The sequence below is a fragment of the Frankia sp. AgKG'84/4 genome, from assembly GCF_023242965.2.
In the GTDB taxonomy this organism is placed as follows: Bacteria; Actinomycetota; Actinomycetes; order Frankiales; family Frankiaceae; genus Frankia.
In genome coordinates, this window is sequence record NZ_JALKFU020000686.1 from 1 (window position 1) to 578 (window position 578).

At 75.3% G+C, this 578-nt stretch carries 1 pseudogene; it reads right to left on the reverse strand.

Going from position 1 to position 578, the window contains the following annotated elements:
• Nucleotides 1-578: pseudogene (locus MXD58_RS24625) on the reverse strand (hypothetical protein); the annotation flags it as partial.

Sequence of the window (578 nt, forward strand, 5' to 3'; positions counted from 1 at the left end):
GCGCCCGGGCGTGGCCGACCGGGTCGGCGCCGGGGTCGCGGCTCGCGGCGACCTGCTGGAACCGGGCGACCGCCTCGATCAGGTTGTCCCGCCGGTGCGCCGACGGCGCGTACACCAGGGCGTTGGCCAGGTTGAGCTGGGTGCTCGACCACCGCTGCGGATGGTCCCGCGGCGTGTACACCGTCAGCGCCGTGCGCAGCCCCTGGATGGCGACGCCGACGCGCAGCTGGTCGGAGGCCTGGTTCATCGGCATCGCCAGGTACGCGGTGGCGAGGTTGACCTGCGCCGCGGCGAACACCTCCGCGGCCGTCTCGATGGTGACCAGCCGTAGCACTGTCAGGTACTGCTCGACCGCGGGGCCCAGTGCCGCCGGGTCGCCGCCGGCCCGTTCCTGCCAGACCGAGCCGAGGGCCAGGTGCAGTTCGGCGCGGGCGACGAGCAGGTCCGTCGTGTCCAGCGCGTCTGCCGCGGCCCTCAGCTCGGCGAGCACGTCGTCGGTGGGTCCCTCCAGACCGCGGCGCAGGTCGGCGGCGGTGGACCTGAGCTGCGCGGCGAGCCCCGGACACGACGAGCCGGCC